The sequence below is a fragment of the Pseudomonas sp. genome (genome assembly GCF_046581935.1).
Taxonomy (GTDB): Bacteria; Pseudomonadota; Gammaproteobacteria; order Pseudomonadales; family Pseudomonadaceae; genus Aquipseudomonas.
Window position 1 is genome coordinate 1 of the sequence record NZ_JAYGFK010000010.1, and the last position, 13,606, is coordinate 13,606.

Below are 13,606 nucleotides of genomic sequence, written 5' to 3' on the forward strand. Positions count from 1 at the left end.
CTCAAACCTGAGCAGGGACGCTCAGTGAAACGCCGGAAGGCAACTTGAAGTGGCTTGCAGCCACTTCGACAGCAGGCACACTTGATCGGCAGGCTGCCGCTGAAGCTACTTTTTCAACAGAATCGGCCAATAGCGGTCATCAGATGTGTAGAGACTTGGCGATTTAAGGGCTGGGCAATGTCCGCCAGGCAGCCGCTAGAAAACGTAGCTCAACGAAGCACGAACGGGCCCGCTTTGAACGGACTGAGATCGAAGGGACATCCAAGCACCTCGACCGCCCAGGCTACTCCCAAACCACAGGCGATTTGGCACGCATCCATTGTTCGATCAACGGGTCGTAGCGCTGTTCGAGAACATGACGTTTGACCTTCAAAGTTGGAGTAAGGAAACCGTTAGCGATGGTCCATTGCTCCCGCACTACTACTACGAAAGCCAACTGCTCATGTCCATCCAGGGTAGCGTTAACGCCATCCAACAACGCTCTCAACTCGACTTCCAGGGTCGCGTTCGCGGCCTCTTGCAGCAGCATCTTCTGCGCCTCTGCATTGAGCATCAGCAAGGCAATGGGTTGTGGTTGATTGGCGCCGCTGACGCAAACCGCTTCTATCAATGGATGGTTGAGCAGCTTGTTTTCGATGGGGGCCGGCACCACGTACTTGCCCTTACTGCTCTTGAATAGCTCCTTGAGACGCCCGGTAATTTTCAAGCGGCCATCTTCGTCTATCTCACCCATGTCGCCGGTTCGAAACCAACCGTCGGTGGTGAAAGCTTCGGTGGTTTTCAACGAGTCCTTGAAATAGCCGAGGAACATGCCAGGACTACGTATCTGGATTTCCTCTCCCTCAGCGATTCGATGCTCGACCCCTGGTAGCGGATGACCGACGTAACCAAGACGGCTGCGCCCCGCGCGCGAGGTGTGCGAATAACTGAAGTTCTCCGACATGCCGTAGCCCTCCAGCAATTCAAGGCCCAAATTGCGGTACCAACGCAACACTGTCGCAGGCAAAGGTGCTGAGCCTGAACCGGCCACCCGCACATGATCCAAGCCAAGCTGGCGCAGCACCTTGCGGCGCACCCAGTAACCCAGCAAGGGAACACTCAGCAGGCGCGCCATTTTTCGCGGAGGAAACTGTTGCTGCACGCCTTGCTGGAACTTGATCCAGAGCCGCGGAACCGAAAGAAACAGCGTTGGCCTCGCCCGGCGCAGGTCATCCATGAAAGTGGACAGCCCTTCACTGAAATACAGGTGAAAACCAAATCGCAGTGAACCCGCGAGGACGATGGCGCCCTCGAACACATGCGACAGTGGCAGGTAGGACAACATCCGGTCGCGTGTGTTGACCTCGACCGCCCCCAACAGTTGAGCGCCAGCCGCCATTGCGGCGAAGCTGGTCATCACTCCTTTGGGCTCTCCGGTGCTGCCCGAGGTGTAGATCAGCGTGGCCAACTCGTCAGCTGCACGCTCTACCTTCTCTTGCAGTGGCTGGCAGGCAGCGACTAAATCGTCCCAACTGCACGCTCGAACTTCTGGAGCCCCCGGCAAGGTAACGAGCGATAAGTCATCAGCAACACCACTGCGCATTTGCGCCCAGTCATCAAGGGGACCAAGAAATAGCAGGCGAGCCTCGCTATGTTCAAGGATGTAACGGACCGTCTCGCTATTTAGCGACGGGTAGATCGGCACACTGACGTGTCCGGCCATCCAGATCGCAAGGTCAGCCATGATCCAGTGAGCGCAGTTCTTCGACAGCAGGGCTATATGACTACCCGCTGGCAGCTGCAGCGAGTTCAGGTAGGTAGCGATGCGGCGCACTTGGTCGCCAACTTGAGCCCAGGTGTATTCGATCACTTGCCCGTTAATCGGTTGGGTCATATAAACCGCGCCCGGCTGTCGACGCTCCCAGTCATACAAGCCTTGTAGAGGGGTCCAGCATTGTTTGGTCATCGCGGTTCGACTCTTCTTTTCATTTGGTAAGACATACTCGGCTTAGCGTGGCAGCCAGCCAATTGACTGCGCGTGCAAGCTTTGTATGTAAAGGCGATCAGGGGTCTCCGTCACACCGGTGGTCTCTGGGTAGAACCCACTCGGATCTTGCAGATTGGCAACAATGCGGCCGTCCTCGGTGAACGCCACCACGTGTCCGTAAGGTTTCGGCACAGGCCAAAGGAAACGCGGAAGACGCAATGTCACCTTTCGCCAGAAGGGCTTGTCGGCCAGTTTGTCCACCGTTGCACTACGCGGTTTAGCCAGACCGAGCCAGATCTTTCCATCAATACCGCGCATCAGATTGTCAGGATATCCAGGCAGGTTATTTAGCATGACCTTGGCCTGTGAGGATGCTCGATTGAGTTCGAGTTCACGCGCAGCGCTGTCAATCTTCCAAACTCGATACTTGCCTGACTCAACAACGAAGATCGATTGACTATCAGCTGAGAGAACAATGCCATTGGCGAACGTGAACCCTTGAACCACGACGCTGGTCTTCCCTGTCGTTGGGTCGAACACCAACACGCGCCCTGTTGCTGACTGCTCAATGACATCAAGCACGCTGGCTTCGAACGTTCCGCCCCATTGCGCAGGAGAGAAACGGGTAGTTGCATCAGTGAAGTAGACGAGTCCATTGGGTGCAATGGTGACTGCATCTGCAAAACCAATGGGATCATCGCTGGTGACATGATCGGCCAAGACCTTGATTCCTGCGCGTGTCACTGCAATCAGTCCCTTGATGGCGTCCGCGGCTATCAAGACGCCATGCGCATCAAAATCGAAACCCAACACCCGCCCGCCGGTGTTCGCGAAGATTTCTCGCTCGCTGCCATCGGGGTTAAAGCGCAGGATCTTGCCGCCGGCGACAGCGACATATAGTTTGCCGTCAGGTCCTATGGCCATGTGCTCGGGGCCTTCTTCGCCCTCCAAGTCAATGGTCTGCAAACCCGTCAGTTGTGTATTGGCGGCGTAAGCGCCGCTATAACCGGCAGTAATTGGGGACTGCCACGAGACTGGCTCTACAGGAACAGGCCACGACAAAAGGTAGCCAACGTAGCCGACCAATGAGACACCAGCGGTGAGGGCAAGTTTGCGTAACGTAGATACGGGCATTGAGCACGTCCTTTGGTGGGAGACTCGAATCAGTTCAGGCGCACGATCCAGCGCAGGGGCAAGATCTGCATCAGTACGCCCATCAGTGCCCAAGGCCAGCCGGGAACGCAGGCACTGCTAGGTTCACGCTCGATTGCCTGGACCAAGGCTTTGCAGCCAACCTCCTCACTGATCTCGAAGGGCAACTTCTTCGCCCCGGCGTTGAGTTCGGTACGTATGTATCCGGGGAACAGGGTGCTGACCCTTATTGGCGTACTCAGCAGATCGGCGCGTATACCTTCGGCCAGGTGGGCTACTGCCGCCTTACTCGCTGCATAGGCGGTCAGGTGCTTGGGCAGGCCGCGCTTGGCACTCATCGAGGAGATGACCACCAGATGCCCGGTGTTCTGCCGGCGAAAGATCTCCACTGCCGCTTCGCACTGGGCGAGGGCGGCAATGAAGTTGGTTTCGGCGGTGCGGCGGTTGATGGCGAAATGTCCGGTACCGATGCGTCGTCCTTCTCCGATGCCAGCATTGACGACGATGCGATCTAGGCTACCGAAGATCTGGGCAAACTCGTTGAACACGCTGAAGACCTGCTCGTGTTCGTTGACATCGAGGGCACGCACTTCGACGCGCACGCGAAAGGCTTTACCCAACGCCTCCTGAAGCTCCAGCAAGCGCTCGGTTCGTCGCGCGCAAAGGGCAAGGTTATAGCCACGCGCAGCGAACTCCCGAGCCATGCCGGCACCTAGGCCTGAACTTGCACCGGTAATCAAAACTGTCCTGGAGTGTTGTGTCATGTGGGTTTGGTCTCGCCCGGTGCTTTTCAGCGCCAGGTCAGCAGATGGTGATAGTCGCCACGAAAATGGGCGTGCTCGTTGAGGCTCAGCAGCCGCCGTTTGCCATGGGCCGTGACCTGCACGCAGGTCATGCTGGCATTGGTCAGTGTCCAGTTGATCTGCATGGCGGCAGCATCATCAAGGTCAAGCAACGCCTGGACGATCACTGAAATCACCCCGCCCGAGGTGACAATCACGTGGTTCTCGCCTGCCTTGGCTTGGTCCAAAACCTGCTCCAGAGCAGCCAGGCAGCGCGCCTGGAAACTGCTCCAGGACTCATCGTATTGCGCATCGGCAGTGCCGCCGTACCAGCGAGCCAGTGCCGCACGAAACATGCTGGCGAAGGCCTCGCCGGGGTTTTCTGCTGCGGCCAATTCGCTCTTCAATACCTGGTGATCGCTGTAGCGAGGTTCGTAGCGGGCTATCACTTGTTGGTGGTCGAACTCGTCGAATCCCGCCAGGCTGTGCTGTACCGGCGTGAAATTGCCGCCCTGGAGCAGCCCCGCGGCGGTTTGTCGGTGGCGTTTCAGCGTTCCGCTCCACAGCGCGTCGATCGCTTCGCCGCGTTGTCGCAGCAATCTGCCCAGGTGCTCGGCTTGTTCTAAGCCCTTGGCGGTTAGGCAGTCATAGTCGGCCGCGCCGAAGGACGCTTGGCCATGGCGCAGCAAAATTATTCGCGCCATGTTCAACCTTTCTCACTCTTGCGGATCAATTGCAGGCAGCGCCAATGCAGCGCGTGCACCATCAGCCAAAAGTGCTTGAAGGCTGGATTGCTCGTTTGCCTGCGGTGGTAGCGGTAGTAGATCTGCTGGGCAATCGCCGCCAGGCGGAATAAACCGAAGACCTCATAGAACACCCAGTTGTCGGCCTTGAGGCCGGTCTTCCCCAGGTAGTATTCGACCACTTCGCTACGCGTCAACATGCCCGGCAGGTGAGTCGGCTGGCGCCGCGCAGCACGCAGCAGGAGGTTGTCATCGGGTTGCACCCAATAGGCCAGCATGCTGCCCAAGTCCATCAGGGGGTCACCCAGCGTGGCCAGTTCCCAATCCAGCACCCCGATCACCCGCGTTGGCTCCTGTGCGCAGAGCACCACGTTATCGAAGCGCCAGTCGTTATGGATGATGCAAGTACGGCTGTCCTCCGGGGTGTGCGCCTTGAGCCAGGCGCGCACTTTGCGATAGCGCGGTACGTTCCAGGTCAGGCTTTTTTCGTAGCGCCCATCCCAGCCTTCGACCTGGCGCTTGCAGTAGCCGGCCCCCTTGCCCAGGGAGTCGAGGCCTGCCGCGTGGTAGTCAGCCTGGTGCAAGGCGATGAACTGATCCAATACATTCAGGCACAGCTCGCGAACACGTGGTGCGCTGAAGTCCAGGTTGCGAGGTAGATTGGCGCGTGGAATGATCCCGACAAGCCGCTCCATGACATAGAAGTCGCAGCCAAGCACCGAGTGGTCCTGGCACAACGCGACGGTGCTCGGCACCACCGGATAGACCGCCTTGAGCTTCGTCTGAATGTTGTACTCGCGAACCATGTCGTGCGCTCCAGCGGCCTTGGTGCCTGCCGGAGGGCGCCGCAAAATCAAGTCACGATTAAGGTACTCCAGGCGGTAAGTCCAGTTGGACGCACCGCCGGAATACTGAGTGACCTTTGGCTGTCCAGCGAGATCGCCGTCCTGCTGTTTCAGCCAGCGATCCACTGCTGCCACGTCGAGCTCTTCGCCTGGGCGAACCGAGCCCCCCTGGTCAATCATCGTCATGCTTACTTACTCCGATAACGGATGCGTCAGTCTTGGTTCAGCGCTGCCGGTTTGGGCAGCATGCGTTTCACGCTGTGCTGGAAAATGCGCTTAAACCAAGGCTGCGGCAGGTAGCGCTTGGCCAGCCACATACGCTCTCCTTTAATGTGCGGGAAGATGTAGGTCTGCCCGCTGGTTGCGCCATCGACGATACGCTCGGCCACGTCATCGGCACTAAGTTCCCCGCGAGCCAAAAGCTTGCCCATTAGCTTCTTCATGCCGGGATCATCCGTGCGCACGGACTCCTCTAGATTGGTCTGGAAGAACGACGGACAGGCCACGCTGACCCGTATGCCGTGCGGCATCAATTCCTGTTCAAGAGTTGTACTGAGCGCTACCACCGCGGCTTTTGACACGTTGTAGGCAGCCATCAGCGGCACATCCAGTAGTCCGGCCATAGAGGCAATATTGAGGATCTGGCCATGGCCTTGCTTCTTGAACAATGGGGTGAAGACCTTGCAACCACGCACCACACCGAGCAGGTTGATGTTGAGAATCCACTCCCAATCGCTTAAGGCGACTTCATCGATGGCGCCGAGCTGAGCCACCCCGGCATTGTTGATAAGCAAGTCGATGCCATTCCATTGTTTCTGCAGCTCATCGGCGATGCGCTGCAAGTCGGCCTCCAGTGTTACATCGGCGTGGAAGTAGAGAGCCTTGCCACCATGGACTTTCAGTAAGTCGCAGGTGAGCTCTCCACGAACATCGTTGAGATCGGCGATACACACGTCCCAACCATCCCGCGCATAACACAGGGCCAAAGCCTGCCCCAAACCACTGGCACCACCGGTGATGAAAACGCGCTTGTTCACTCGTTACCACCTTTCTTGGCGCTCTGTGACCTGGAGTAGCCGCGCTTGGCCAGCTCGACCTTGGCAATGACCCCCTTGTGCACCTCATCCGGTCCATCCGCCAGCCGCAAACTCCGAGCCTGGGCATAGAAGGCTGTGAGCGGTACGTCGCGGCTCAGGCCGGCACCGCCGTGTAGTTGAATGGCCATGTCCACCACTTGCTGCAACACGTTAGGGGCGACCACCTTGATCGCGGAAATTTCGGTCATGGCAGCAAAGGTGCCAACCTTATCCATCTTCCAGGCTGCGAAGAGGGTCAGTAGTCGTGCTTGATCGATTGCGATACGCGCATCAGCCACACGCTCACGATTACCGCCGAGACTGAGCAGTGGCTTGCCGAAAGCCGAGCGCTGCATACCACGATCAATCGTCAGCTCCAGCGCTTTTTCCGCCGCGCCGATGCAGCGCATACAGTGGTGGATACGACCCGGGCCGAGGCGCCCCTGGGCAATCTCAAAGCCCATACCAGGACCACCGATGAAGTGGTCAAGCGGAACCCGAACGTTGTCGAAGTTGACCTCGCCGTGGCCATGCGGCGCATCGAACTCGCCGAATACCGGCAGCATGCGCTCGATTTGAACACCGGGGGCGTCTAGCGGCACCAACACCATGGAGTGCTGATGGTGACGATCCTTGTTGGCGTCCGGCGTATGGGCCATGAATATCGCCACCTTAGCGTGTGGATCGCCAATACCACTTGCCCACCACTTACGACCGTTCAGAACGACCTCATCACCGTCGACAATGGCCGTGGCTTGCATGTTGGTAGCATCTGAAGACGCTACCCGCGGCTCCGTCATGCAGAACACTGAACGAATCTCTCCGGCCAGCAGCGGCATCAACCAGCGCTGCTTTTGCTCCTCGCTGCCATAGCGCCAGAGCAACTCCATATTTCCGGAGTCAGGCGCATTGCAGTTGAATACCGCGGGGGCGATCAGGCTGCGTCCGGTTTGTTCGGCGATCAACGCATAATCCTGAATAGACAGACCAGCCCCGAGGGTTTCGTCAGGCAGGAACATGTTCCACAAGCCTAGAGCGCGAGCTTTAGCCTTCAGATCTTCCAGCACTGCCGGCACTTTCCATTGGCGCCAGTCGCCACCAGGACAGGTGGCGGCAACCTCGGCCCAGAGAGACGCCTCAACCGGCTCAATTTCTTCCTTGATGAAGGTCTTTACTCGGTTCAGGTAATCATGCCCTTTAGGGCTCATCTCAAAGTACATAAAGGCGGTCTCCGCTGGGTTTCCGCCATCCTAGTAATCTGCGCATAATGAGCGAAGTGATATTTCCTCATCTCGGGTCATGAGCATGTCTAATAACTCGAATAGCCTTGCGAAACTCGACCTGAACCTGTTCCGAGTCTTCTCCGTAATCTATCGAGAGCGCAATCTGACGCGGGCAGCTGAACACCTGTGCATCAGTCAATCGGCAGTCAGTCATGCATTAGCGCGCATGCGTCAGCAATTGGATGATCCCCTTTTCGTGCGCGAAGCTCAGGGAGTGGTGCCTACGCCTCTAGCCAAGCGGATTTGGCCGGACGTGGAAGATGGATTGCGCTTATTTCAGCGGGCAGCCAGTCATAGCGAAAACTTTGACCCAACACGCGACATCGAGCAGGTCACTTTGGCGATGAATGACGAAGTCGAACCGGTGCTACTGCCCATGCTCGTGAGTTCGCTTCGGCAAGAGGCAGGCAACATCCGCATAGCCAGTGTAAGGGTCGACCGCTCTTCATTCAGGTCAGATCTGGCAGCTGGCAGGCTCGATTGTGTCATTGATGTCGCGCAAGCTGCCGACGACCAACTGCAGCACACGCCGTTGACCATGGATGACTTCGTCGTTGTAAGCCGTGTGGAAACCGCTATTGATCCCGCCACCTATTTGGCAGCCGAACATGTCACCGTTTCATCGCGCCGCACTGGGCGCAGTCTGGAAGACTGGGAACTTGCCCGACAGGGCATTCACCGGCGAGTGACCGCTCGCTGCCAGCACTATCAGTCGGCATGCCGTCTGGTTGCCGAAAGCAATTTACTGCTGACCATGCCGCGCAGTCTGGCTGTATCGATAAATGCAGCTCTCAGTAACCACATCCAGGACGTACCAGTTCCAATTCCCCCGGTCGAACTTCATCTTTTCTGGCACAGAGATCGAGAAAAATACCTAGCCAACATTTGGCTCCGGCACACCTTGCTTAGGGCGTTGGGAAAAGCGCCCATGCTGTGACCCCAATTACTCTATCTAAAGCCACGGGATTATTGTCATGGCACCACCGCTCGTGTTCAACACGCCCTGGCCGATGACACCAATTGGTGCGACCACTGCTCGATATGGACGACAGGTTGAATACGCTCAATATCTGCATTTTTCGCGGTTGAATCGCCCTGTCTTTCGTAGACACTAAATGACCGAAGGCATCCTTGATCTCCGCACTTATGAGGTAGAAGCCGTCATACCACGGCTAAGTGCCATCATTCCAGTAGTCTGAATCGCCCCTGATTTTCTAGACCCTCGACGACCGCTTCTGGCCGGTTAGCGACGGCCTGATTTCGACCGTCGCTATGCATGGTCAAACCTCTGTCTGTTCCGCCATCTCCAGGGCGTCATCTACCTCAATTCCTAGGTATCGAACAGTGCTTTCAAGCTTCGTATGGCCGAGCAGGAGTTGCACTGCTCTGAGATTCTTCGTCCTGCGATAGATCAGTGATGCTTTTGTGCGCCGCATCGTGTGCGTGCCGTACATGGCCGGATCAAGACCAATGACTGTTACCCAAGCTTTGACGATTCGAGCGTATTGTCTGGTGGAGAGATGATCGGAATCATGCAACCGACTCGGAAACAGATAATTCTCGCTGCGGAGCTGAGCTTGATGCATCCAGGCCTCCAAAGCCGCGCGAGTTTGCTCCGTTATTTCAAACTGAACCGGTCGCTGAGTTTTCTGCTGCATCACGATGGTTCGCGACGATACGTGTTCGCCATGCGCCACATCACGTACGCGAAGCTTGGTTAAGTCGCAAGCTCGCAGTTTGCTATCGATGGCCAGATTGAACAGAGCTAGATCACGGGTTCTTTCTGCGATCTGCAACCTTACCCGAATTGCCCAAATATCTCTGAGCCGAAGCGGGGCTTTCTGACCGACCAGCTTCCCCTTGTTCCAGGGCTGATGGTTGTGGGTGGCAATAGTGTTCATGGCTTGTCCTCCATATGCGGGAGTACAAGAGTGGTATGCAGGGGCAGTGGTCGCTAACCGACCCATTCCGGTCTGTGGCGACTTGCAGAAACCGGCCATATACGGTCACTTGGACAGGGGCACATTGATCCCTGCACGCAGAACTTGGGCTGGGTCAATCCGATCTCCTCAGTGTGATGACACAAAAGGCGATTGTGTCCGTGGCTCTGGCAACTCATATGTTGCTTTCATCCACGCAATCTCCGCTAGCGGAGTACGACCAAAGAGGCGCTTGAAGTCGCGGCTGAATTGCGAGGCGCTTTCGTAGCCCACCATAAACGCCGCTTTGGCTGCCGTGACATCGTTACGCAGCATCAATAGCCGTGCCTGATGCAGGCGTGTTGACTTGAGGTACTGCATGGGCGAGGAGTCAGTCACTTTCCGAAAATGCAGATGAAAGTTGGGCACACTCATCTGCGCGTCCTGGGCCAGGGATTCGACGTCCAGGTGCTCGCCGTAGCAGCAGTGGATTTTATGAATGGCGCGCGTCACTTTGCCGAATTGACCCTGCTGAGCTAGGGCTGCGCGCAGGGTACCGCCCTGGTCGCCGGTAAGAATGCGGTAATAAAGCTCGCGCAGCATGGCTTGGCCGAGGATCTGCGCGTCGGTGCTGTCGGCCATCACCTGTAGGAACCGGAGGGTGGACTGGCGCAACGGTTCATCCATTGGGGAGGCATACATGCCCATCGGATCTGCCATCGTGAAGCCACGCACCTCCTCCAGTTGCTGGATCAGCTCGGCGGCCAGGGTGAAGTCCAGTCGCAGGTAGACCGCCAGCATCGGCTCTGCTTCGCTGGCGTCCGTCTCCATTGTGAAGGGCACCGGTACCGATACAACCAAGTAATGCTGGGCGTCGTAGAGGTAAACCTCATCGCCCAGATAACCGCGTTTCTGACCCTGGCAGAGGATGACGATTCCGGGCTCGTAAAGCACCGGGGTGCGCGTCAACGGGCGGTTGGAACGCAGGAAACGCACATCGTCCAGCAGGCTCAGATTGTAGCCCTCGAGCGGTGCCAGCCGGTTCATCAGCTGCACCATTTGCACGGTAATCGGGTCTTTGCTGTCGGCCATCGGCAGCCCTGTTCTTTCCATTCGATACTCAGCCATCGGTGGAACAACTGAGCGTCTGCCATTGCTCAATACTCTCCGCCGAGCGCTGTAGCTTGTCACGCACCAGCGCCAGGGCATCACTGCCTAGCAGCAGGTGGGTCGGCGGGCTGGCGCTGGCGATAATCGTCAACATGGCGCGGGCGGCCTTCTGTGGATCGCCCAATTGGTGGCCGCTTTTCTCCTCACGGGCTTTGCGCACCGGGTTAAAGCTCGCATCGTAATCGCTGATGCTTCGCGGCGTGCGCTGCATTGAGCGCCCCGCCCAATCGGTGCGAAACGAGCCTGGCGCCACGGCAGTGACGAAGATATTGAAAGGCGCAAGCTCCTGGCTCAGCGCATCCGAAATACCTTCGAGGGCAAATTTGCTGCCGCAGTAATAGGCGATACCCGGCATGGTGATGTAGCCCCCCATGGACGTGATATTGAGGATATGCCCCGCCCGGCGCTGGCGAAAATACGGCACGAATGCTTTGGTGACCGCCGCCGCGCCAAACACATTGACGTCGAACTGCCGGCGCATCTCCTCAAGCGATGACTCTTCGAACACGCCTTCATGACCATAGCCGGCGTTGTTAACCAGCACATCCACCGGGCCGTGCTCGGTCTCAACCTCGGCAACCACCGCGTCAATGGCGTCGAACTGGGTGATGTCCAGCACCACGGCATGGGCCCGCCCCGGCAACAGCGCCTCGAAGGTTGCCCGGGCGGACTCACTGCGGACAGTGCCGATTACCCGGTGGCCCTGAGCGAGCGCTTCCTTGGCAAGGGCCTGACCGAAACCGCTGCTGACGCCGGTGATGAACAAGTTTCTGGTTGCATTCATGGATTGCACTCCTGACAGATAGTGTGCAGGCATGCTAGGCAGTGGAGGGCCGGCGGGCTATGCCAGATCGAATCTGATTATTGCCCATTCCTATCAGCTGGCTTTGACGCAGCAACGCGCTTGTTTGCGCAAGCACAGCACCTGCGCCGTTACGCCTGCGACAAGAGCAAACAGCAAGCTGAGTTGGAACGAATGAGCAGCATTTCAAAGATCATGGGCAGAAGAGCATAGGCGACAGATCCATTTCCCTACCTGCTGAATGTCGGCTTTTGGCCGATTCTGTTGAAAAAGTAGCGGCCTCCCCATGCCGTTGGCAAAATTGCTTTGTCAGCGAGCGTGGGGGCGAACAGCATGATGGGACAGTTACCGGGAGGACAGCAGCGCCTGTTCTACTCGTTCAATCTGGAAGATCACGTCCCGGCCCAACATCTCCTGCGCAGCATCGACCAGTGCTTGGATCTCAGTGATCTGCGTGCCTACCTGGCGGATTTCTATAGCCCCATCGGGCGTCCCTCGATTGACCCGGAGTTGATGGTGCGCATGCTGGTCGTCGGCTACTGCTATGGCATTCGTTCCGAGCGGCGATTGTGCGAAGAGGTGCACCTGAACCTGGCCTATCGCTGGTTCTGCCGGCTGGGTCTGGAAGACGAAGTACCCAATCACTCGACCTTCTCGAAAAATCGCCATGGACGTTTCCGCGACAGCGATCTGTTCCGCTGGTTGTTCAATGAAGTGCTGCGCCGCTGCATGGCGGCTGGCCTGGTCAAAGGCGAAGGCTTCGCTGTGGACGCCAGCATCATCAAGGCCGATGCTAGCCGCCAACGTGGCGTGGCGGGTGATGAGGTCGATTGGAACGATCCAAAGCTCAGCAGCCGCGCAGTGCGCGAGTACCTCGAAGCCCTTGATGAAGAGGCGCTGGCTGAGACTCTTCCCAAGAAAATTTCGCTCACCGATCCTCAGTCCCGTTGGACAGCAGCGCCAGGCGGCCCGGCCTTCTTTGCCTACTCCACGAATTACCTGATCGACACTGAGCACGGTGTGATCATGGATGTGGAAGCTACCCCGGCGCACCGTACCGCCGAAGTCGATTCGACCAGGACGATGGTCGAGCGTGTCGAAGCGCAGTTCGATCTCACGCCGGAACGCCTTATCGGCGATACAGCTTATGGCACCGCCCCGATGCTGGCCTGGATGGTCGAAGAAAAGGACATCGAGCCGCATGTGCCGGTGTGGGACAAGACCGAGCGCAAGGACGACAGCCTCTCCAGTAACGACTTCCACTGGAATCAGGACGCCAATGAATATCGCTGCCCAGCCGGCAAACCGCTACGCAGTGAATGGCGCGCCTTCACCCAGCAAAGATCGCGAGTGACCAAGGCCAACACCATCATCTACCGCTCTAGCCAAACCGACTGCACTACCTGTCCGCTGAAAGCGAAGTGCTGCCCCAACACGCTGAATCGGAAGATCGTCCGCAGCATCCATGAGGCTGCCCGCGACGTGGCCCGACGCATCGCCAAGACACCGGAGTACCTCGTCTCTCGCTGCGAACGAAAGAAGGTGGAGATGCTTTTCGCCCACCTCAAACGGATCATGAAACTCGACCGTTTACGACTGCGTGGCCTAACAGGTGCCACTGACGAATTCACCTTGGCTGCGACGGTGCAGAACCTGCGCCGCATGGCCAAGCTTTTGCCTCAAGGGCCACCGCTCACGGGATAGGTACGCCTGCTGCGAGCAGAAACCCTCAAATTAACCCTCAAACCTGAGCAGGGACGCTCAGTGAAACGCCGGAAGGCAACTTGAAGTGGCTTGCAGCCACTTCGACAGCAGGCACACTTGATCGGCAGGCTGCCGCTGAAGCTACTTTTTCAACAGAATCGGCC

General features: G+C 57.6%; 12 protein-coding genes. 2 read left to right on the plus strand and 10 right to left on the minus strand.

Annotated elements, in window-relative coordinates:
* Positions 1-283: 283 nt before the first annotated feature.
* From VCA57_RS07325 to VCA57_RS07355, 7 genes are read right to left on the minus strand one after another with little or no spacing between them, the layout of a single operon-like run.
* The gene (locus VCA57_RS07325; protein ID WP_411184315.1) at positions 284-1,945 is read right to left on the minus strand and encodes an AMP-binding protein; all 1,662 of its coding nucleotides are present in this window, start codon (positions 1,943-1,945) and stop codon (positions 284-286) included.
* 42 nt (positions 1,946-1,987) lie between these two features.
* Entirely contained in the window at positions 1,988-3,100 is a 1,113-nt protein-coding gene (locus tag VCA57_RS07330; RefSeq protein ID WP_411184316.1) for an SMP-30/gluconolactonase/LRE family protein, read from the minus strand.
* Between the two features lie 29 nt (positions 3,101-3,129).
* On the minus strand, positions 3,130-3,882 hold the full coding sequence (locus VCA57_RS07335) for an SDR family oxidoreductase (RefSeq protein ID WP_411184317.1): 753 nt from the start codon (positions 3,880-3,882) through the stop codon (positions 3,130-3,132).
* 26 nt (positions 3,883-3,908) lie between these two features.
* Entirely contained in the window at positions 3,909-4,604 is a 696-nt protein-coding gene (locus VCA57_RS07340) for a histidine phosphatase family protein (RefSeq protein ID WP_411184318.1), read from the minus strand.
* Positions 4,605-4,606: 2 nt separating this feature from the next.
* Positions 4,607-5,674: a phosphotransferase family protein gene (locus tag VCA57_RS07345; protein ID WP_411184319.1), complete on the minus strand. Its 1,068-nt coding sequence runs from the start codon at positions 5,672-5,674 to the stop codon at positions 4,607-4,609.
* 26 nt (positions 5,675-5,700) lie between these two features.
* Positions 5,701-6,525 (minus strand): SDR family oxidoreductase, encoded by an 825-nt coding sequence (locus VCA57_RS07350; RefSeq protein ID WP_411184320.1) that lies wholly within the window; start codon positions 6,523-6,525, stop codon positions 5,701-5,703.
* The gene (locus tag VCA57_RS07355; RefSeq protein WP_411184321.1) at positions 6,522-7,784 is read right to left on the minus strand and encodes an acyl-CoA dehydrogenase family protein; all 1,263 of its coding nucleotides are present in this window, start codon (positions 7,782-7,784) and stop codon (positions 6,522-6,524) included. Before VCA57_RS07355 ends, VCA57_RS07350 begins: the two co-directional genes overlap by 4 nt.
* Positions 7,785-7,869: 85 nt before the next feature.
* On the opposite strand from VCA57_RS07355, the gene VCA57_RS07360 reads away from it, so the two are divergent.
* Positions 7,870-8,784, plus strand: a complete 915-nt coding sequence (locus VCA57_RS07360) for a LysR family transcriptional regulator (protein WP_411184322.1) — start codon at positions 7,870-7,872, stop codon at positions 8,782-8,784.
* A 343-nt stretch (positions 8,785-9,127) separates the two neighbouring features.
* Here VCA57_RS07360 and VCA57_RS07365 read toward each other — a convergent pair whose 3' ends face one another.
* The 3 genes from VCA57_RS07365 to VCA57_RS07375 form a co-directional block, all read right to left on the minus strand.
* Entirely contained in the window at positions 9,128-9,748 is a 621-nt protein-coding gene (locus VCA57_RS07365; protein ID WP_411184323.1) for a tyrosine-type recombinase/integrase, read from the minus strand.
* A 168-nt stretch (positions 9,749-9,916) separates the two neighbouring features.
* The gene (locus VCA57_RS07370) at positions 9,917-10,858 is read right to left on the minus strand and encodes an AraC family transcriptional regulator N-terminal domain-containing protein (RefSeq protein WP_411184324.1); all 942 of its coding nucleotides are present in this window, start codon (positions 10,856-10,858) and stop codon (positions 9,917-9,919) included.
* Between the two features lie 28 nt (positions 10,859-10,886).
* Complete coding sequence (locus VCA57_RS07375; protein WP_411184325.1) at positions 10,887-11,720, minus strand: oxidoreductase; 834 nt, start codon at positions 11,718-11,720, stop codon at positions 10,887-10,889.
* Between the two features lie 351 nt (positions 11,721-12,071).
* Between VCA57_RS07375 and VCA57_RS07380 the strand changes: the two genes are divergently transcribed.
* The gene (locus VCA57_RS07380; protein WP_411184326.1) at positions 12,072-13,442 is read left to right on the plus strand and encodes an IS1182-like element ISCfr1 family transposase; all 1,371 of its coding nucleotides are present in this window, start codon (positions 12,072-12,074) and stop codon (positions 13,440-13,442) included.
* Positions 13,443-13,606: the final 164 nt, after the last annotated feature.